14 protein-coding genes are annotated in these 20,544 nt (G+C 46.2%); 8 read left to right on the forward strand and 6 right to left on the reverse strand.

The window, feature by feature from the left end; genetic code table 11:
- Nucleotides 1-32: 32 nt before the first annotated feature.
- From ACO0LD_RS15305 to ACO0LD_RS15320, 4 genes are all read left to right on the forward strand, one after another.
- A complete protein-coding gene (locus ACO0LD_RS15305; RefSeq protein ID WP_423008264.1) occupies nt 33-1,130 on the forward strand; it encodes a patatin-like phospholipase family protein in 1,098 nt (365 codons plus the stop codon).
- A 2-nt stretch (nt 1,131-1,132) separates the two neighbouring features.
- Complete coding sequence (locus ACO0LD_RS15310; RefSeq protein ID WP_423008266.1) at nt 1,133-1,864, forward strand: SDR family NAD(P)-dependent oxidoreductase; 732 nt, start codon at nt 1,133-1,135, stop codon at nt 1,862-1,864.
- 377 nt (nt 1,865-2,241) lie between these two features.
- Nucleotides 2,242-3,972, forward strand: a complete 1,731-nt coding sequence (locus ACO0LD_RS15315) for an AAA family ATPase (protein WP_423008268.1) — start codon at nt 2,242-2,244, stop codon at nt 3,970-3,972.
- Nucleotides 3,973-4,003: 31 nt separating this feature from the next.
- Complete coding sequence (locus ACO0LD_RS15320) at nt 4,004-6,640, forward strand: AAA-like domain-containing protein (protein ID WP_423008270.1); 2,637 nt, start codon at nt 4,004-4,006, stop codon at nt 6,638-6,640.
- Between the two features lie 109 nt (nt 6,641-6,749).
- Here the strand turns inward: ACO0LD_RS15320 and parC are convergent, their stop codons facing one another.
- Both parC and ACO0LD_RS15330 read right to left on the reverse strand, forming a co-directional pair.
- Nucleotides 6,750-9,077 (reverse strand): DNA topoisomerase IV subunit A, encoded by a 2,328-nt coding sequence (parC, locus tag ACO0LD_RS15325; protein ID WP_423008272.1) that lies wholly within the window; start codon nt 9,075-9,077, stop codon nt 6,750-6,752.
- A gap of 51 nt (nt 9,078-9,128) precedes the next feature.
- The gene (locus ACO0LD_RS15330; RefSeq protein ID WP_423008273.1) at nt 9,129-11,120 is read right to left on the reverse strand and encodes a DNA topoisomerase IV subunit B; all 1,992 of its coding nucleotides are present in this window, start codon (nt 11,118-11,120) and stop codon (nt 9,129-9,131) included.
- 150 nt (nt 11,121-11,270) lie between these two features.
- On the opposite strand from ACO0LD_RS15330, the gene ACO0LD_RS15335 reads away from it, so the two are divergent.
- Nucleotides 11,271-12,098, forward strand: a complete 828-nt coding sequence (locus tag ACO0LD_RS15335) for a response regulator (protein ID WP_423008275.1) — start codon at nt 11,271-11,273, stop codon at nt 12,096-12,098.
- A gap of 108 nt (nt 12,099-12,206) precedes the next feature.
- Here ACO0LD_RS15335 and ACO0LD_RS15340 read toward each other — a convergent pair whose 3' ends face one another.
- Complete coding sequence (locus tag ACO0LD_RS15340; RefSeq protein ID WP_423008277.1) at nt 12,207-13,376, reverse strand: vWA domain-containing protein; 1,170 nt, start codon at nt 13,374-13,376, stop codon at nt 12,207-12,209.
- Between the two features lie 40 nt (nt 13,377-13,416).
- Nucleotides 13,417-14,019 carry a GNAT family N-acetyltransferase gene (locus tag ACO0LD_RS15345; RefSeq protein WP_423008279.1) on the reverse strand — a complete coding sequence of 201 codons (603 nt, stop codon included), beginning with the start codon at nt 14,017-14,019 and terminating at the stop codon, nt 13,417-13,419.
- A gap of 293 nt (nt 14,020-14,312) precedes the next feature.
- Between ACO0LD_RS15345 and rpsT the strand changes: the two genes are divergently transcribed.
- Nucleotides 14,313-14,576 carry a 30S ribosomal protein S20 gene (gene rpsT / locus ACO0LD_RS15350; RefSeq protein WP_162040741.1) on the forward strand — a complete coding sequence of 88 codons (264 nt, stop codon included), beginning with the start codon at nt 14,313-14,315 and terminating at the stop codon, nt 14,574-14,576.
- A gap of 246 nt (nt 14,577-14,822) precedes the next feature.
- Here the strand turns inward: rpsT and ACO0LD_RS15355 are convergent, their stop codons facing one another.
- Nucleotides 14,823-15,026, reverse strand: coding sequence for a hypothetical protein (locus tag ACO0LD_RS15355; RefSeq protein ID WP_232063314.1), 204 nt, complete (start codon nt 15,024-15,026; stop codon nt 14,823-14,825).
- Nucleotides 15,027-15,171: 145 nt separating this feature from the next.
- Nucleotides 15,172-15,717: a pseudouridine synthase gene (locus ACO0LD_RS15360; RefSeq protein WP_423008281.1), complete on the reverse strand. Its 546-nt coding sequence runs from the start codon at nt 15,715-15,717 to the stop codon at nt 15,172-15,174.
- Between the two features lie 333 nt (nt 15,718-16,050).
- Here ACO0LD_RS15360 and icd point away from each other — a divergent pair, with 333 nt between their 5' ends.
- A complete protein-coding gene (gene icd, locus ACO0LD_RS15365; RefSeq protein WP_186954192.1) occupies nt 16,051-17,304 on the forward strand; it encodes an NADP-dependent isocitrate dehydrogenase in 1,254 nt (417 codons plus the stop codon).
- Nucleotides 17,305-17,668: 364 nt separating this feature from the next.
- Nucleotides 17,669-20,533, forward strand: a complete 2,865-nt coding sequence (locus tag ACO0LD_RS15370; protein ID WP_423008283.1) for a DUF3857 domain-containing protein — start codon at nt 17,669-17,671, stop codon at nt 20,531-20,533.
- Nucleotides 20,534-20,544 lie beyond the last annotated feature (11 nt).

Consider the following 20,544-nt stretch of genomic DNA (forward strand, 5'->3'; position numbering starts at 1 on the left):
GTTTAGCCTTAACAGTGTGATATTTTAGCAGTATGAATCAAGTTAAAAAATATAAACGCTGCATGGTATTGGCAGGTGGTGGGTTTCGTTTTGGTATTTACCTGGGAATGTACGCAGCTGCCTGCGAGGCTGGTCGTGCGCCTGATATTCTGTTGGCAAGCTGTGGTGGTGCCATTGCGGCAAGTATTATTGCCGGGTTTCCAGACGACGCACAGCGTAAGGCATGGCTCAGCTCTGAAGAAATGTACCATTACTGGAGTGGCTTGAAGTCATCGTCCAGGGCGGGCATAGTCCGCGCTTTGGCATTGGCTGCTAAACGCGGTTTTGGGCGTGACTCTGCCAACACCATACCTGACCTGTTCAATGAATACCTGTTTGAAATTCCATCTGAGCTGCCTTTGCCACGTGTCGCAGCAAGTGAGCAGTCCGTCGCTACCGCGATCATAGGTGGCAAATTGCTGTTTGACGAAAGTGAAGTTGGGCAGCCCCGCGGCCAGCGCAAATTATTTGCTGAAACTGTGTTTTGTGATCCCAGGGCCGCAGCACTGTTGGACGGTATGGCGTCACCACTGGCAGACCCACGCTGGGGTGAGCATGCGATTTCAGACCAGTTATTGTGTGACGTACAAACGCCCACGAGTCTGGCGGCCCGTATTTCTATCACTGACATGTTTTACTTCCGCTGCCATACCCACACCGATGGTAATTATTTTGGCGGCGTGCTGGACTTGTTCCCTATTGAAATCGCAAAACGACTGGCCGATGAAGTCATGATGGAATTCAAGCAAAGCTTTGACCAGGCTTTTTCCATCCCGGCCTGGCGCACCGTATTGGGTCTGGATGGCAATGCCCGTCTGCGCTATGCCAATGGTCAGGCAGTCGATGTGCGCATTGATACATCTGACGTGGCGACAGTATTGGCCAAGGAGTCGGTGCAAAAGAAGCTGGACTGGCGTAATAACCGCATACGTCTGAGCATGCCCGAAACTCACGCCACCTATGTCGCCTATATGGAAGCGCAGTGGCAATATGGTTATGCACGTGGCATGGAAGCCTTTACCCGGCAAACTGCCTATGACGAAGCTGCCATGATACGCAGCAGCGACAAATATAGCCGGGGCATGGCCTGAGCATGATGAATATCATGGTGATAGGTGGTACCAGTGGCATAGGCCTGGCGCTTGCCCGTCACTATTTGCAGCGTGGCGACAGGGTTGCTGTTTGTGGGCGTGACCTGCAGCGCCTGCCTGCTGACTTGCATAGCCTTGCCGGATTAGTCTCCTACCAGTTTGATATTGCAGACCGTGCCGCCTTGTCGCAAGCCATGGAGGATTTTGCTGCGCAAGGTCTGGACATGCTGATCGTCACCGCCGGTATCTATTTCAATACTCGCAGCCATTTGCTGGATGAGGCCGCGACCCTGCACATGCTGCGGACCAATGTTAGCGGCCTGAGCCACGCGTTTGAACTGGCAGCTGAAAAAATGCTGCTGCAAAAATCGGGGCAACTGGTTGCCATTTCATCGGTTGCGGGTTTGCTGCATGATTATCCTGGGGCATCTGTGTATAGCGCGACCAAACGCAGTGTACTGAGTTTGTGTGATACCTACCGTATTGCGCTCAAACCATTTTCCATTGCCGTGACGGCTATTGTGCCTGGCTATATTGATACAGAGAAGCTGCGCGTCCTGAATGACGGCGATGCCAGCCATAAGCCTTTTATCATGTCTGAACAGGAGGCGGTGGCTTTGATTGCGGATGCGATTACTGCCCGGCGCGACAGGCTGGTGTTTCCGTGGCAAATGAAGTGGCTGATTTCGGTGTTGAATTTATTGCCAAGGTGGGTGTTGAAGTTGAGGAAGTAATAATTTAATTGATATGCCCTTCATTAAAGCACTTTGCATTATTTGTGTGCGATGACAATACGCTGACTTTTAAGCAAGGGGCGAGTGTGATTCGACAGTGAATATATATTGGCAATATTTAAATCTAGTTTTTATAAAAAAATTGGACTCCAAGTACAGGTTGGCTTCGATTATAAATGCTGCAAGGGAAAATTAAATTTAATACCCAATGAAATGTGTATAACTAAGCATTTTTTGAGGTATCTTATTGATTTGCATTTTTCGCAAAAACATAACTATCTTGATCTCTAATTCACGCTTTCAATATATTTGCAGCAGAGAAATAGAATAATCAAAAACTTTTTACATGTAAATAACAATTTATTGAAATGCTAAGCGTGCTAATAAAATTTTTAGGAAAAATAATCTTTTTCTTTTTTAAGCAAGATAGTCCTCCAAGTGAGTCATTAGAAAATAACCTGGATGAGCAACCTTTAAATAATTTCTGGGTAGAGTGTAACGAAGGTAATACTATATTTGTCTTCGTGCATGGCTTTTTCTCAAACTCTAGAAAATGTTGGACTAGCAAAAATGGCACATTCTGGCCTAATCTTATTTCGTCAGACACTCGTTTCGATAAACCATCGATTTATATGGCTGGTTATTACACTGATGTTGATTCGACTTCGTATGATATTTCTGATTGTGCAAACGAAATATTTGACTCAATAAGTAGTATCGGTTTGAATAATAGGCCTGCTCCGCTAGAAAAGACGAATATTGTTTTTATTTGTCATAGTCTTGGAGGAATTATAGCTAGATATGTTTTAGAAAAAAACAGAGAAGCATTTTCTAATAAGGCGATAGGACTAGTTTTGATGGCTTCGCCATCATATGGAGCTGATCTAGCATCAGGTTTGAGTTTTTTTTCGGAATTATTCAGCAATAAAATCGGAAAGCAATTAAAAACTGCCAATCCTGCGCTGCAGGACTTAGATAGCCGATTTAAGTCTCTTTTGGATAAAAAAACAATAAAGATTTTTGTTGGGGCGGAAGCTATTGAGCATCATTTCCCTATTCATTGGAAATGGCTCCCGGGTTTTAAACCCATCGTAACAAAAGAGTCTGCCTCAAGGTATTTTGACAGCCGAGTACTACCTAATACGAACCATTCCACATGTGTGAAACCTGATTCACACTCACATGCGGCACATAAATTTTTAGTGTCTATTTATACTCAAAAATTTAAACTAGTTAAGGTAGAAGAGTCAAAAAAGACGAGCGTGCCTGAAAGTCAAAAAAAAAACAGTGAGCTCTTGACTCTTGAAGCTTCAGTATTGTTCGAGATCTACGACTCTTCTTTAGAAGAATATTATGTAAGCAGGAAAATCGATAGTTTTTTTGCAGATAGTTTAAATTTATTCTCAATTTGGGTTCATGGCGAATCAGGAATGGGAAAGACATCGACTGTTAGACGGAAGATATTGCAGCAGTCACGAAAAGTTATTCAAGCTTATATCGGAGCATCTATTAGTGACCATGCTTGTCATACAGAACTCCTTCAAGAAATATATTATTCGGTTTCTGGTGCGCTCGATACTCCTCATAAGCATCTTCCAAATACGCATCAGGTTATTTCCGAACTTGCAGAATTATTGTCTGCAAATGCTGAAGGGTTAAGCGTATTTCTTGTTCTTGATGAAGTCCCATTTTTGGAAAACAACCTGAACGAAATGTCTAAGTTTATTACTTCAATTTGCAGATTGAACTCAGCAGTAAAACAAAAATGTTCAAGAAATGACCTGCGTTTCATCGTCACATCGATTTTTGACCCATCCCCGTTTATAGAAAATGGACAAGAAAAAATAAGTGAACAATTGAAATTTTTAGAATTTACGCGGTGGACAAATATAGAGCTTAATATTTTGATTAATAAAATTCATGAGGTTATACCAAGCATGAGTTTGAAGGAATTCGAGCGAGATGATTTGTTGAGAAATGCTTATGGCTCACCTCGTTTTATTAAGACATTTTATAAAAATCTCCACTTAGATAGCGACGGGAAAGAAAATGCATATAGAAATGCAATTGAACAGACTAGATTGTCACTTGGGATGCATAAAAAATAATGCAGTGACAAAGAACGCCTAGAGAAAATCGATGAAAACTAAGAAGCTGAAATCACTAACTGTAATTCCAAACGAGTTATATGTAGAGCGCAAGGCAGACAAGCAACTGGCGTCTATTATTTCGAATATGGGGCGCCCTGGATACGTATTAGTTTCAAGACAGATGGGAAAAACCAATCTGTTACTTAATGCCAAACGCAATTTGGAGAGTGAGGATGACATTTTCTTGTATGTAGATCTGTCAAATCCTTTTTCTAATATTCAAGAATTTTTTAGAAGTATCATAAACACAATAATTGACGTTCACGAAGAAGTTCTAGGTTCTGTTAAGCAACAGATTCTAAAAGCTCGAGCCGATGGCGGAAATCTCCCAGCCCACAAAGAACACGAGCAGGAACTCAGGCAAATATTAGGAGCCATTCGAGGGAAACTTGTAGTTTGTTTAGATGAAATTGATGCGCTAACTAACTCAGATTACTCAGACGGCGTTTTTTCCCAAATTCGCAGTATATATTTTGCGTCAAGAATAAATTTTGAGGAGTTCAATCGATTAACTTACATATTGTCAGGTGTTGCCGAGCCAAACGAAATAATAAAAAATAAAAATATTTCTCCGTTTAATATTGGTGAAAAAATTTATCTTGATGATTTTTCTCGTTCTGAGTTTCAGCATTTCTTATATAAAGCAGAATTAGAGTTGGAAACCGAGTGCGCCGAGCGAATTTTTTATTGGACAAGCGGAAACCCCAGACTTTGTTGGGATTTGTGCTCAGCTATTGAGGAGCAATTGATCAATGGGGTTTTAATTACAAGCAAAGTCATTGATTTGGAAGTTCGCCGACTTTACTTGACTGAATTCGATCTTGCGCCTGTTGATCATATAAGGAAATTGGTTGAGGACGACAAAGATATACGAAATGCGGTCATGAGCATTCATTATAAAAAATTCTCGAGCATCAATGAAAACCTTCGTAATAAATTATATTTGGTTGGAATAGTTAACTCAGATTTCTCATCCAGTGCGATTAAAATAAAAAATCGAATTATCGAAGAAAGTCTTAGTGAGGAGTGGATTGAATATATTGAAGGTACAAAGCTTTCATATATTGAAATCGCTGATAAGAAATCAGACGAGGGCTTATATGCCGAAGCTTTAGATGCATATAAAAACTACGAAGCTACCAGCGTAACAATAAAAGAACTTCCAATTCTTTTCTTTAAGATGGGGCGTTGCTACTTTAATTTAAAGATGTACGATGGGGCCATAGAATATTTGACAAAAAAACCGGTTAAGAAGAGTACAAGCTCATCTCTTTTTTACACACAACATCTTTTGCTTGGAACTTCATACTATCGATTAGGACGTATTGAAGAAAGCATTGCTTGCTACGAAAAAATTGTTGAATCAAATTTCATTGATGAAGATCTGTCAATGACCTATTTCGAAGCATGCATAAATTTATCTGCTGCGTATTTTGAGAATGTTACGATCTACTCCGAAAAAATATTGGATATGAGTAGTCGTATTCTCGAAAATAAGGAATTAATACTTCAAATTTCTGAGAGTCCGCATAACGCTAAGACAGTGATTGTGGTTGCGTATCATAATCAAGCATTGGTGCATAAACAATTTCTGCGTATTGACCTCGCCACTAAAGCATGGCAGTTGGCCTTAGAAATTGCGGATCTGCCTGCAATTCCTAAACTATATCTAGAGTTGTTAAACGTCGTTTCTCTGATTGAAAAGAAAGTCATATTGCGTCAATTTAGTATTATTCTAAAAAATGAGCAATTGAACTTAGTAGACTCCAATATTGAAAATCCATTTTGTTTTACCACAAAAGTTTTTGCAGAGATCATTGCAGTTGCTTATGATTTAGATGACGTAATATCTCAAAAGGTATTTTTTCGTTATTTGAGATCTAAGCAACATCCAAATGTTATTTGGAATATTTTTCGTCATTCTGGAGTTTTTGCAGCCCAGCAAATGAACTTAAGGGCGACTGATGAATTATTTGGAGAGGCATTGAGAATTGCACCAGATATCGCTCCTAGTGAGGAAAAAATTCATTTGTTACGCTATTTACTGGCTCGTGGCAATCCTCAAAAAATAAAAGGCATTGAAGAAGAATATTTACAAATTCAATATGGGGCTGGAGAAAGGGAAATCACTGAGAAAGATATTCCGATTACATTTCGAATTCTAAATCGCTTTATAGAAAAAAACCGTCGAACGGCTGTGCGGCAATTGATCAATGTGATTAGATCAGAAGTAAATGTGAATAACCTGACGTTAACTTTTCCAAGTCAAGACGTTTCAATTTCTTTTAAGATGATGCTTGACTATACTGATTTAAAGTTGTTGATGTTAGATCAGAAATATTTGGAAGCAAAAGAAAAGGCGCTTCATATTAAAAATATTTTTTTTAAGGAGGAAAATCAGACTTCAGTATTTGATAAGAGGGTTCTTGACTCAATTCTTGCTGATGCAGAATACGTGCTAGATAATCAATTTATTGAAATAACAACTATAAAAAACAAACATCAATATGGTCGAAACGAAAAATTGAAAGTTCAATATAAAAATGGGGTTATCAAGTTTGATAAATATAAGCTTTTACAAAAAGATATCGAATCAGGAATATGTATAATTATTCCTCAAAACTAAAATAGTAAACTCCGTACAATTTGCTTTAACTATCTGAGAAGTAATCATCCATGGCATAGCAGCCATGGACGATTTTTAACAATCAACAAATACTGATTGCAAGCAGCGCTTACTCTTTCGCCATAATCTTCTGCAAGCCACTAGCCTTGATCTTGGCTTCCAGTGCTTTGCCCTTGCGTGCGCGCTTGCCAATATGGATGCCCAGGCCGGTCGCGCTGAGATTCACTTCTTGCGGCTTGCCGCCCCGGCCTATGCCATGTATGCGCACACCGCGCTGGCTGATGGCCTGGGCTGACACCAGACTTTCCTTGTCTTCCAGTTCCATCAGGATGACGCCGCGGCCACCGCTGGAGAGTTGCTTGATTTCTGCCAGGCCAAAGACCAGCAGGCGGCCTTTTTCTGACAAGCAGGCAATTGCGCTGGCGTCCTCTGTGACGATGGCAGGTGGCAAAGGCAAATCGGCTTCTTCCAGGGTCATGAAGGCTTTACCGGCTTTCATGCGGCCTACCATGTCGCCGACTTTTGCAGTAAAGCCATAACCAGCGGTGGATGACAGCAGCAGGCTGATGTCGGCGCTACCGGCAAAGTAATGCAAAATCTTGCTGCCAACTGCCAGGTCGATCAGCGTGGTGATAGGCACGCCATCGCCACGGGCGCCGGGCAGGGCAGACACAGCGACGGAGTATACGCGGCCATTCGAGCCAAACACCAGCATCTGGTCTACCGTGCGACATTCAAAGGTACCGTACAGGCTGTCGCCTGCCTTGAATGTGAACTGGCCATTGTCATGACCATGGCCGGTACGTGCACGTACCCAGCCTTTTTCAGAGATGACTACAGTGACGGGTTCATCAATGACTTTTTGTTCTATCGATGCTTTGGCTGCTTCTTCAATGACAGTGCGGCGGGCATCGCCAAATTGTTTGGCATCAGCTTCGATTTCCTTGATGAGCATGCGCTTCATTGAAGATGGGTTTTCCAGCAAGTCATGCAGGCCCGCTTTTTCTTTACGCAGCTCATCCAGTTGCTGCTGGATCTTGATAGATTCGAGACGAGCCAACTGACGCAAACGGATTTCAAGAATATCTTCAGCCTGGATATCTGACAGCTTGAAGGCAGCAATCAGCGCAGGCTTGGGATCATCAGATTCACGGATGATGCGTATGACTTCATCAATATTCAACAGTACCGCTTCACGGCCTTCCAGGATATGGATGCGGTCATCGACCTTCTTGAGGCGGAATTGGGTACGGCGTGTAACGGTGGTAAAGCGAAAGGCTATCCATTCACTGAGGATGTCGAGCAAACCTTTCTGGCGTGGGCGGCCATCGCCACCTATCATCACCAGATTGATCGACGCAGATGTTTCCAGCGAGGTATGCGCGAGCAGCATTTGCATGAACTCGGCCTGGTCCTGATTCTTGGATTTTGGTTCCAGTACCAGACGCACAGGGGCATCTTTGCCGGATTCATCACGTACCGTATCCAATACCGACAAGATGACCTGTTTCAATGCCACCTGTTCTGGCGATAGTGTCTTTTTACCTAGCTTGATCTTAGGATTGGTCAGTTCATCAATTTCTTCCAGCACTTTTTGCGACGAGGTGCCAGGTGGTAATTCAGTGACCACGGCTTGCCACTGTCCACGCGCCATTTCTTCTATCTTCCAGCGCGCACGCACCTTCATGCTGCCACGGCCAGTCGCATACATATCGGCTATGGTGGATGTAGGCGTAATGATTTGCCCGCCACCAGGGAAGTCGGGGCCAGGGATGTATTCCATCAACTCGGCATGCTTCATGGCCGGGTTGCGTATCAGCGCAACTGCGGCTTTGGCGACTTCGGTCAGGTTATGCGAAGGGATTTCTGTCGCCAGGCCGACTGCAATGCCGGATGCACCGTTCAGCAAGACGAAGGGCAGGCGGCTAGGCAGCAGCTTGGGTTCTTCGGTAGTGCCGTCATAGTTCGGCTGGAAATCGACCGTACCCTGGTCGATTTCATCCATGAGCAATCTGGCAATCGGTGTCAGGCGTGCTTCGGTGTATCGCATGGCCGCTGCACCGTCGCCATCACGTGAGCCGAAATTACCCTGGCCATCAATCAGCGGGTAGCGCAAGGAGAAATCCTGCGCCATACGCACCAGTGCATCATAGACAGACTGGTCGCCATGCGGATGCAGCTTACCCAGTACATCACCAACCACTGCGGCAGATTTGCGCGGCTTGGCAGCCGAGTTAAGGCCCAGCTCATTCATAGCATACAGAATGCGGCGCTGTACCGGTTTTTGACCGTCACAAACATCGGGCAGGGCACGGCCTTTGACTACCGAGATGGCGTAGTCAAGATAGGCGCGCTCGGCAAAGGTCGCCAGGGTCAGGGTTTCACCATCGCCAGGTGGCGGTGGGGTTTGATCAAATAAATTCGCTTGTTCGCTCATGGTTCTATTCGTATTTTTTGTATTCTTTTATGGTCTGTAAGGTCAGATATTTTATATATCAGCTTCAACAGCGTTCCCATGTTCTTCTATCCAGGCACGGCGGGCGGCGGCTTCGCCTTTGCCCATCAGCATATTGAAACGGCCTTCAGAGAAGGCCTGATCAAACTCACCAAGAGAAACTGGCAACAGACGACGTGTGTCCGGGTTCATTGTGGTTTCCCATAACTGGCCGGCATTCATTTCACCCAGGCCCTTGAAGCGGGAAATCGCCCACGCGCCATCCTTGACACCGTCCTTGCGCAATTTGTCTTCGATGGCGATGAGTTCACCTGCATCCAGTGCATAGATTTTCTGCGCTGGCTTTTTGCCACGTGCAGGTGCGTCAACACGGAACAGCGGCGGACGCGCCACGCAGATGTGCCCGCGTGCAATCAGTTGCGGGAAGTGGCGGAAGAACAGCGTCAACAGTAAAACCTGTATGTGCGAGCCATCAACGTCCGCATCAGAGAGTATGCAAATTTTGCCATAGCGCAGATTGGTAAAATCAACGATCTCATTCATGCCATGAGGGTCTACCCCGATGGCGACGGCGATATCATGAATCTCGTTGTTGGCAAACAGGCGGTCGCGTTCTGCTTCCCATGAGTTCAAGACCTTGCCGCGCAGTGGCAAAATCGCCTGGAATTCTTTGTCGCGACCCATCTTGGCAGAACCACCAGCAGAATCACCCTCGACCAGGAAGATTTCATTGCGGGTGATGTCATTCGATTCGCAATCTGTCAGTTTGCCTGGCAAGACGGCCACGCCCGAAGATTTCTTCTTTTCCACTTTCTGGGCAGAACGCAGGCGCGATTGCGCTTGCTTGATGACCAGTTCAGCCAGTTTCTTGCCGTATTCCACATGTGAATTCAGCCACAGTTCCAGCGGTGGCTTGGTGAAGGATGACACCAGGCGCACGGCATCGCGCGAATTCAGCCTTTCCTTGATCTGTCCCTGGAATTGCGGGTCCAGTACTTTGGCTGACAAAACGAAGGATACGCGCGCAAATACATCTTCTGGCAAGAGCTTGACACCCTTGGGCAGCAGCGAGTGCATCTCGGCAAAACTCTTCACCGCGCCAAACAGGCCCTCACGCAAGCCTGATTCATGCGTACCACCGGCAGGAGTAGGAATGAGGTTGACATAGGATTCGCGGACCACATTGCCTTCTTCAGTCCATGCCACTACCCAGGATGCGCCTTCGCCTTCGGCAAAGCCGTCGCTGTCCGAATTGGCAAATTGTTCGCCTTCAAACAGGGGGATCAAAGGCTCGCCGTGGGAAGACTGGGCCAAAGCTTCTGTCAAGTAACCGCGCAGACCCTGGTCATACTGCCAGGTTTGACTTTCACCGGTTTTCGCATTGGCGAGCGTGACTTTGACGCCCGGTAGCAACACTGCCTTGGAGCGCAACAGCCGCTGCAATTCGCTTTGAGGGATATTGGCGCTGTCAAAATACTTGGCATCTGGCCAGATGGTGACACGCGTGCCGCTCTTTTTATCACCGCGCGCCAATGGCTGGCTGCGCAACGGTTCTATGACGTCGCCATGGGCAAAAGTCAGTTGGTGCAGGCCAGCTTCGCGCCAGACTGTGATTTCCAGACGTTTGGACAGGGCATTGGTGACAGACACACCCACACCATGCAAACCGCCAGAGAAGGCATAGGCACCACCGGAGCCTTTGTCAAATTTGCCGCCCGCGTGCAAACGGGTAAATACGATTTCCACCGTAGGCACGCCCTCTTCAGGATGCAAGCCAACTGGAATACCACGGCCATCATCCTCTACACTGATACTGGTATCAGCATTGATGGTAACCAGGATGTTTTTGCAATGCCCGCCCAGCGCCTCATCCGAGGCATTGTCGATGACCTCTTGTATGATATGCAGGGGGTTTTCGGTGCGGGTATACATCCCCGGTCTTTGTTTGACCGGCTCCAGGCCTTTGAGTACTCGGATGGATGATTCGCTATAGTCTGACGGAGAAGTATTTTTTTTAGTGGCCATGCGAATGAAAATCTGTTGTTTTGGTTAATTTTTTGATGATGTTTTGCAATTTTTTTGCGAGGCTGGCAGAATTAAGCTGTATTCTTGCAGCGTTTTTGCAGCTATTGTAGCTGCAATGATCGAAGCTGCAATGTGTAAGATGGAAAAACGATGCCAACAAAAACTCCAACGATCGCGATCCGACTGCTTGGATTTTCTCCAAAAGAGGAAGAAACCTTCTCAACCGTTCTTGCCGTTCTCCGCGAGAAGGGCTATCGCTATCTGGTTTTAAAAACCGGTAGTCTACAAGATCCTGACATTCATATTGTCAACGCAGAAGATTTAAAAGCACTTGCGACCCTTTCTGACCTGAACCTCGGTGGAGCGCAGCCAGTATTGCTCATAGGTAAGACGGATGTCAATTTACATTATCAGTCCATGCCGCGCCCTATACGCTGGCGCAAACTCTTTGACGTCCTCGATGAACTGATAGACCGACGCCAGCTCTTGCTAACCACCCTGAGCGCCTTTGGCGAAGTGGCAGTGCCTGAACGCCGCCGCCGCGAGCGCCTCGATCTTGACCTGACCGACCCCAGCGAATACCAAAAGATGCGCAGGCCCAGCGTGCCCAAGGGCGGCATCATGATCGTCGACAAGGACATGCGTTTTCGCGAATATGTCGCCATGATCATGGATAAATATGGCATTACAGTGACTTTGGCATGTGACGAACGCAGCGCACTGATGCTGGATAAGAATAATCGCCATGCCATGACGATGATTAATTCTTCCACGCCAGACATTGACCCATATCGCTTGAGTGCCGAGTTGAAAAAGCAAAATACAGACCGCCGGACGACGGTGATATTTCTGGTGGACAAGAGCTTTAATTATAAAGTTGCAAATGCACAACAGGCAGGGTGTGAGGGATTTTTGACTAAACCTTTGTCGAGGAAGCAGGTTTTGTCGACGATACAGAAGTTTTTGCAGTTGCGGTGAAATTAGTGAAAGGCATATTGTTGTCTATTGCTTAAACCCTGTAGCTATGAGGTGATAAAAACAAGCTCTGCCTGCTCAGCCTGGCAAGGCTTGTTTTTTTTGCCACACTCACTTGCTCAACAGCCTCATCCCACGCTCCAGCCCCTCTATCGTCACCGGAAACATGCGGTTACTCATAATCTGCTTGATGACAGATATAGACTGCCGGTATTGCCACAGCCCTTCAGGTTCAGGATTGAGCCAGATGTATTTCGGAAAAGCAGACGTAAATCGTTGCAGCCAGGTTGCCCCGGCTTCTTCATTGTTGTATTCGACAGAACCCCCGGCCTGCAGGATTTCATACGGGCTCATGGTGGCGTCGCCGACGAAGATGACCTTGGTGTCAGGTGTGTATTTGCGCAAGACATCCCAGGTAGGGAATTTTTCTGCATGGCGACGGCGGTTGTTTTTCCACAGGTAGTCATAGACGCAGTTATGGAAATAAAAGAATTCCATGTTCTTGAATTCTGTCTTGGCAGCAGAAAATAATTCTTCAGTCTGGGCGATGTGGTCGTCCATGGTGCCGCCTACATCCAGCAACATGAGTACTTTGATATTGTTCTTGCGCTCAGGCTGCATCTTGATATCGAGGTAACCGGCATTGTTTGCAGTAGCCTTGATGGTGGCGTCCAGTGCCAGTTCCTCTTCTGCACCATGACGTGCAAACTTGCGCAGGCGACGCAGAGCGACCTTGATGTTACGGGTGCCGAGTTCGCGCTCAGCGTCATAATCACGGAAAGCACGTGCTTCCCACACTTTTACAGCGCTACGGCCGCCGCCTTTGCCACCTATGCGTATGCCTTCCGGGTTGGCGCCGCCATTGCCGAAGGGCGATGTACCACCTGTACCTATCCATTTGCTGCCACCTTCGTGGCGTTCTTTTTGCTCTTTGAGCAATTCCTGCATCCTGTCCATCAGCTTGTCATAGCCAAACTTCTCTATGGCGGCTTTTTGCTCGTCGGTCAAATCACGCTCTATGCGCTTCATGAGCCAGTCCAGCGGGATGTCGGGGCGCTTTTCAAAAATCGTGTCTATACCTTTGAAGTAGAGGCCAAAGGCTTTGTCGAACTTGTCGTAATGCGCTTCATCCTTGACCATGATGGTGCGCGACAGGAAATAGAAATCGTCGACTGACATGCTGATCAAGCCTTTTTCCATGGCTTCCAGCAGCATCAGGAATTCCTTGATGGATACCGGGATCTTGGCGTCTTTCAGGGTAAAGAAAAAATCGATCAGCACTTGTCATTCTCCGTATTTATAACTCTTGCTTTTATTTACTTTATTGCGCTTCGTATTTGGTCTGCATATATTGCAAATTCTTTTTCACACCCGCCCATTCAGAATTAAGGATGCTATATACCACCGTATCACGGATGCGGCCATCAGGCAAAATCATGTGATTGCGCAAGACCGCATCGCGCTTGGCCCCCAGGCGCTCTATTGCGGCCTGTGAACGGCGGTTGAACCAGTCCGTGCGAAACTCGACAGCTATACAGCCAAATTCTTCAAAGGCATGGCCCAGTAAGAGCAGCTTGCATTCGGTATTCACTGGACTGCGCTGTACTCGCTGCGAATACCAGGTGTAGCCAATTTCCAGACGTTTGTTATTCATGTCCATATTACAGTATCTGGTGGCACCGACTATCTGGCCAGTCGCATTTTCCCGGACGATAAAGGGCACGGCTTTTTGTTGTTGTTGCATTTCCAGGGCGATGTTGAGCCAGTTCTGGGTATTCTCAGGGGAGGGGACTGAGGTAAAAAACAGTTTCCACAGTTCGCCATCGGCTGCTGCTGCCTGGATATCGGTCAGGTGATGCTGCTCCAGCGGTTCCAGCGTGACGTGTTTTCCCTTTAAAGTAATAGCTTTGCAGTGCATGTTCATCCTTTTGGCAGTGGTGGCGACAGAGAAATGGCATTGATAGTAAAATTAGTGCAGTGCTTAGTTTTGCATCCTCACACCCAAGCGCATAGATACAGTCATGCAGATTTTGAGCATGACAGTTGCGTAAATTTCGCTGGAACAGCGGAAATGTGCCTGCCTGTTGCAAGATTCGACAGGAATGCTTGCTATCAAAAATAAATCCAGTTATACTGCAAAGCTGTATAGAATTTTGCGGCGTGGCATTTAAATCAAATGTTTTGAGCTCGTCGCTTTGACCACGTTTAGGAAATCTCATGGCAAATACCGCACAAGCACGCAAACGTGCTCGTCAAGCAGTTAAACTGAATGCACACAACTCCAGCCAGCGCTCCACGCTGCGCACAGCGATCAAAGCTGTTCGTAAAGCGATCGAAGCTGGTGATAAAGCTGCTGCAGCAACAATTTTCCAAAGCTCCGTATCGGTTATCGACCGTATCGCTGACAAGAAAATCATTCACAAAAACAAGGCAGCTCGCCATAAGAGCCGTCTGGCATCCGCTTTGAAAGCATTGGCTTAATCTTTTAAGTCTGTTTTTAAAGCTGTAAAGTTGGCATTGATTTGCTGACTGCCTGAAGTGAAAAAAGCCGCAATTTATTGCGGCTTTTGCTTTTATATTTTGCAATTACTTTTTTGCGTCTGTCCGTGTGTCTTTTGAATTCTTATTCAGAGAGCCAGTGCTTATTCATATAGTTAGCGCTTAATTTCAGACGTAAAAAAGGCAGGGGGTTAGCCTGCCTTGCTTCTGTACTGAAAAACGACAGAATTACATAGATGCAGAAGCGGATGCAGATGCTGCTTTAGCTTTTTTAGCTTTCTTTGCTTTTTTAGCTGGTTTGGAAGCATCTGTAGATGCGGCAGCAGCAGCGGAAGCGGCTGGAGCAGATGCTTTAGCTGAAGGAGCAGATGCTTGGGCGAAAGCAGTAGAAGCAAACAGACCTACGACCAGAGCGGCGATCAATTTTTTCATTTTGGTGTCCTTCATAAAGTATTGGTTAAGAGTGATTCAATTGAATCAAGGTAAATAACGCGTCCAGTGAATGGTGCGTTGACAGGAATTCTAATTAATTTATAACGTTTATGGATTTATTTCTGAATTTCTGTGCAAACATTGTTTAAATTTTAACTTCCTGCCATTCGCCGGGTAGTAAAGGGTGGGTTTCCAGTGAAAAACCGCCTATGCTGATACGCACCAGGCGCAAAGTTGGCAAGCCAACTGCTGCCGTCATGCGCCTGACCTGGCGATTTTTCCCTTCTGACAAAGTCAGGCTTAGCCAACTGGTCGGTATGTTCGCCCTTTCCCGTACTGGTGGATTGCGTGGCCATAGCCATTCAGGTTGATATATATGCTTGACGATGCAGGGCTGGGTTACAAAATCACCAAGGTCCAGGGGCTGGCGTAGTTTTTCCAAAGCCTCGCGGGTGGGCGTGCCTTCGACCTGCACCAGGTATGTCTTGGCTTGTTTATGGTCAGGGTGGCTGATGCGATTTTGTAATTGACCGTCATCAGTCAGTAATATCAGTCCCTCACTATCTGCATCAAGTCGGCCTGCCGGATAAATGTGAGGGATATTGAGATAGTCAGCCAGGGTAGGGCGGCTGGGGTGTGCCGAAAACTGGCACATCACATTAAATGGTTTGTTGAGTAAAATCAGTTTCATGGCAATATGGTAACCGTAAAATGCACTTGTATGAATGAGTGACGGTGCATGGTCTGTCAGGTTTATCATGTAACAACTACATCAAGCCTGGTAAATAAAATTGCTATAAAGCTTGCCATTTTGTATTTTTAAATATGGCTGTACGTGAAAACCGAAGTCGCCGTGAGGCCAGCAAAGCTGACAAACTGATGGCATACGGTAAAATAGTAGTGCATAATACGAAATGATGGTCTTGTGTCTTATAGAAGAGTGATTGCTCTATAAAATATAAATACGCAAGGCAAATGATGAGAAAAGCGCGACCCGCTTGATCGCCCAACTACGGAGAAAACGATGTATCAACATATTCAAGTACCTGCTGAAGGTAAACAAATTACCGTCAATGCTGATTTTTCATTGAATGTTCCTGACAATCCTATCATTCCTTTTATCGAAGGAGATGGTACTGGCGTTGATATCAGCCCGGTCATGATCAAGGTCGTTGATGCGGCCGTAGCAAAAGCTTATGGCGGCAAGCGCAAAATCAGCTGGATGGAAATCTATGCCGGTGAAAAATCCACTAAAGTATATGGCCCCGACGTCTGGTTGCCAGAAGAAACACTGAAAGTCTTGAAAGACTACGTTGTTTCCATCAAAGGCCCATTGACGACACCAGTTGGCGGCGGCATCCGTTCCTTGAACGTGGCCCTGCGTCAAGAGCTGGATTTGTATGTCTGCTTGCGCCCAGTGCGTTATTTCAAAGGCGTGCCATCTCCAGTGCGTGAGCCAGAAAAAACTGACATGGTCATCTTCCGTGAAAATTCTGAAGATATCTATGCTGGTATCGAATTCGCTGAAGGCTCTGATCAAGTGAAAAAACTGATCAAGTTCCTGACTGAAGAAATGGGCGTCAAGAAAATCCGTTTCCCGGAAACTTCTGGTATCGGCGTCAAGCCAGTATCCCGCGAAGGTACAGAACGTCTGGTTCGCAAAGCGATCCAGTACGCAATCGACAATGACAAGCCATCTGTGACTATCGTCCACAAAGGCAACATCATGAAGTACACCGAAGGTGGCTTCCGTGACTGGGCGTATGCTTTGGCACAAAAAGAATTCGGCGCTGAACTGATCGACGGCGGCCCATGGTGCAAATTCAAGAATCCAAGGACAGGTAAAGAAATCACTGTCAAGGATTCCATTGCTGATGCATTCTTGCAGCAAATCCTGTTGCGTCCGGCAGAATACAGCGTTATCGCTACACTGAACCTGAACGGCGACTATATCTCTGACGCGCTGGCAGCTCAGGTTGGTGGTATCGGTATTGCTCCAGGTGCCAACTTGTCTGACTCTATCGCGATGTTTGAAGCAACCCACGGTACAGCACCTAAATATGCTGGTAAAGATTATGTGAACCCAGGTTCCCTGATCTTGTCCGCAGAAATGATGTTGCGCCACATGGGCTGGCTGGAAGCAGCTGATCTGTTGATCAGCGCGACAGAAAAAGCCATCACAGCCAAGAAAGTTACTTATGACTTCGCCCGTCTGATGGAAGGCGCAACACAAGTGTCTTGCTCCGGTTTTGGCGATGTCATGATTGAAAACATGTAAATCTGATTCTTTTTCCCTGGTTTAAAGAAATTTAACCAGGTGATAAAGAGACAGTTAAAGCCCTCTGTTTTAAGACAGGGGGCTTTTTCTTTTGCCGTTACGCTATTTTTTTGCGTTGCGACACTGGATTTTTGAAGCATTTCTTCTATAGAGTTTTTACCAAAGAGATATTTCGTTCTGATAAAATTAAATAGAAAAACAAATCTCGAAGTTGATTTTCAAGGCAGGTATAGTGTGTTGAATCATTGCTTCGGGACCCGAATGCGACCGTTCTGGTATGTGTTCTCATGGCTTTTGATGGCAGGATGCTATTCACTTTTCTTGATCGTGGATTTCAAGCGAGTGATCCCTTCTTTGCATACTTATGACGCCATCTACCACGCAAGCCCCATCCGAGTTGATCACGCCGAGCAGGCTGACTAAAAAGCGCGATTGCAATGGCCTTCTCCGTCTTTGCCTGTTTTTGTTGGCCTGGATGTGTTGCAGCTCTGTATATGCTGTTCAAGCAGAGACTCAGGCAAATGGCAAATCACAAGATGCGCAGCGATTTGAAAAAAATCTGACGCGTGGCGAAGCGGTACCTGCATGGGTGGAGCAGGACAATGGCAGACAAATCGCCGACTCCAATACCGCCGCGCCTATAGTCGTCCGTTTATCCGACGTCCAGACTTTTTTGGACAAGCAAGCCACGACCTATGTGCACCGCATGATGCAAGCGAATGAAGCGTCTATGCTGACGCAAGTTGGCCGGATTGAAATTCCATTTCACCCTGAATATCAAAAGGTGGGGTTGCACAGTATCAAGGTCATACGCGGCAACCAGGTATTTGACAAGACCAATACGGCAGATATCCGTTATCTGCAAATGGAAAGCGAACTCGATTCCGGCATCTTCACTGGTTCAGTCACCGCTTCTGTCGTCATTGAAGATATCCGTGTCGGCGATATTGTAGATATTGCCTATTCCACGACAGGCCAGAACCCGGTTTTTGACGGGAATTTTTTCCAGACCATGGTATGGGATAATGCTTATCCCATTTTGCGTAAGCGCATACGCCTTAATTCTCCTCTCAGCAGACCCATCAAATACCGCATACTCGGTCAGGGTGAGGGCAATATCCAGATCAAAGAAGAGCAAGCCGCTGGCAGGAAAATCCTTACTTTTTCTGCAGAGCAGTTAAAAGCCATTGAATTTGAACCTTATGTGCCCCGTGATGTTTTCCAGTTCAGATTCGTGCAATTTTCTGAATTCTCACAGTGGGGCCAGGTGAATCAGTGGGCGCAATCCCTGTTTGATGTGAATGCCGCGAGTGCCGAAGTTGACAAGGTGGTCGCCAGTTTGCGTGGCGCTGCCAATCCAGATGAAACTGTCCAGCGGGCTTTGGCTTATGTGCAGGCCGAGATACGCTATCTGTCCATTTCAATCGGTGAAAATTCCCATAAACCTTTTCCACCTGAGGTGGTGCTGGCGCGACGTTATGGCGACTGCAAGGATAAATCTTTGCTACTGGTCACGCTTTTGCGCAAACTGGGTATAGAAGCTTCTCCGGTATTAATTTCTGCGTCCAATCCAGCAATGCCGACAAAAATGTTGCCAACGCCCATGGCGTTTGACCATGCAATTGTCAGGGCAAAGGTCAATGGCAAACTATATTATCTTGACCCTACCAGAGCAGCGCAATATGGTCCGCTGGTGAATATGGGGCAGGTACATGAGGGCGCACAAGTACTCGTCATCCAAAAGGATACGCATGATCTGGCGGGTGTTCCAAAGAACGAAGAAGGCACGCCTACAGTGACAGGCCGCTTGGAAAAAATACGTTTGAATAAATTGGATGGCGTGGCAGAATTTCAGGTGACCCATCAATATGCAGGGATAGACGCAGAGCACGCGCGTTTTTATCTTGGCAGGCAGAGCAAGGAGCAGTTAAAGAATAGCTATATTGCTTCAGTTTTGCGACGCTATCCGAACGCAGAACTGAAGTCTGGCCCAACCGTCACTGACAATCGCCAGGCAAATACGCTCAATATTGAATTGAATTTCCAGATACCCGGAATGCTGACCAAGAATTCTATCGGCTGGCAAATGCGTTATCAGGCTTCGAATATGCGCGAGCGTTTCTTCTTGCCAGAAAATCCCAAGCGCAAGCAGCCTTTGACAACGCCTGTGCAACCGCCGCTACTGCGCTATGAACTGGAAGTCATTTTGCCAGAAGAGGTAAATGCCAACTACAACCCATCGACAGCTAAAATCGAGAACGCTGCATTCCAGGCAAATGAAGTCCTGACTTTCAAGAAAAATGTCTTCAGGGCTACTGTTGAGTTACGCAGTTTGAAAGACCGCGTCCAGCCACAAGAAGTAGTTGATTTTATGGCTGACACGCGAAAAGTAAGTGCCATGCTGGAAGGTTCCATACAAATTCGCAAGACGGATTTGCGTGAATCTGCTACCCGCGACCAACCCGACTTGCCCTTGAAGCAGAAAGTCAAAGAGCAACTGGAAGAAGAAATTCGCAACAAATCAAGCATGATCAATGAAGCGCGAGCCAATGGCAATAATCCCGTACTTGCTCTTTGTGAACGCAGTCTGGCCTATGCACGTGCCGGACGCAAGTCTGATGCGAATGCAGATTTACAGGCGCTTAAAAAAGAAACGATAGATACCCATGAATATCTGCGTTGCAGGTCGAACGTGTATTTCGTTATGGGGGATTTCAAGAATAGCGAAGTCGACAGCGCGCGTTTGCTGTCCCAGGGGCTTAGTGATGGCAAACTTTATATATTACGGGGTATGTCCTTGTATGCATTGGGGAGATGGCGCGAAGCTGCAGACAATTTTGCGACGGCAGTTGAGCAAAGCAACACCAGTCAGGCTAAATTGCGTGCCAGCATCATGCGCCAGCTTGCACTCAGGCGTCAAAATTCGCCATCCATTTTAAGCAATACGATGGATGGTGGTGATGACTGGCTGAATGACATGCTGTCGGCGACCTATGCAGGTGGAAAGTCTGAAGATCAGGTATTGCACCAGGTGCACAAGCGAACGGGAGACGAACTTGATGTGGCCCTGGCTGAGGCATACTTTTACATCGCTCAACTGAATATTATTAACGGGAACAAGATCAAGGCTATGGTGTATATGCAACGATCAGTTGAAAAAAGCATGCTCACTGCAGACTACAGGCCATTGGCAGAGTTTGAATCAGAACGATTAAAGAAAAACAAATAAAACAAAACAAA

The sequence above is a fragment of the Undibacterium sp. Ji83W genome (genome assembly GCF_049340385.1).
In the GTDB taxonomy this organism is placed as follows: domain Bacteria; phylum Pseudomonadota; class Gammaproteobacteria; order Burkholderiales; family Burkholderiaceae_D; genus Undibacterium.